The 984-nt window shown below is 59.9% G+C and carries 1 protein-coding gene and 1 tRNA gene; one reads left to right on the forward strand and one right to left on the reverse strand.

What is annotated here, in order from left to right; genetic code table 11:
* The coding region (locus tag GY725_15805) for an IS3 family transposase (GenBank protein ID MCP4005655.1) at positions 1 to 496 on the forward strand (496 nt) is incomplete at its 5' end.
* A 143-nt stretch (positions 497 to 639) separates the two neighbouring features.
* Here GY725_15805 and GY725_15810 read toward each other — a convergent pair.
* Positions 640 to 715 (reverse strand) — tRNA-Thr (locus tag GY725_15810).
* Positions 716 to 984 lie beyond the last annotated feature (269 nt).

The raw sequence follows: 984 nt of genomic DNA on the forward strand, positions 1-984 counted from the left end.
CAAACCGAATCACGCCTGGTGCGCCGACGTGACCTACATCCCGATGCATCGCGGTTTTCTGTATCTCGTTGCGATCATGGATTGGGCGACCCGGCGCGTGCTGTCGTGGCGCTTGTCCAACAGCATGGAATCGTCCTTCTGTGTCGAGGCGCTTCAGGAAGCTCTGCAGCGATTCGGACCGCCGAGGATCTTCAACACCGACCAGGGCAGTCAATTCACGAGTCAGGGCTTCACCGAAACACTGAAGGAGTCGGGCGTCAAGATCTCCATGGACGGCAAGGGACGCTGGATGGACAACGTCTTCATCGAGCGGCTCTGGCGATCGCTCAAGTACGAATGCATCTACCTGAATGAGTTCGAAGACGGCTGGGCAATGAAGCGAGGAATCGACGACTGGATCGAAGAGTACAATCTCGAACGACCGCATTCGTCGCTCGGTGGTCGCACCCCGGACGAAGCGTATCGAGGGCTACGACTGGAAGGACAGGCAGCTTGAAACCAGAGGCGGATTCCACCTTAACTCTGGCCGGAACCTGTACAGGAAACCGGGACCATCTCTAACCACACTCAAATCGCGAACGCAACGAACAAGCGCACGGACAACTCACGTTACGAGTGTGACTTAGCTGCCGTGAAGTATGGAGCCGACGAGCGGGATCGAACCGCTGACCTGCTGATTACGAATCAGCCGCTCTACCATCTGAGCTACGTCGGCTTAACAGACCGGAATGCCGCGGGTTATAGCAGACCCGCCCCCGACGATCAACGCCGGCACGGACCCGCCGCGGCAAGCACCGAGCACTAAAAGAAGATAGGCGCCCGAGGGATAGTGAGACAAGCCCGCGGGCCGGGGTGTGCCGCTCGTGCGACACGGGGGAGGCCCACGGGGCCGTCTCGGCGGCATTCGGGCGACCGTGCGCTATCGTGAAATCCAGGGCGACATGGACTGGAACGAACTACAGCAGCGCCTGCGACGAGGCTTCG

Source organism: bacterium (assembly GCA_024226335.1).
Taxonomy (GTDB): domain Bacteria; phylum Myxococcota_A; class UBA9160; order SZUA-336; family SZUA-336; genus JAAELY01.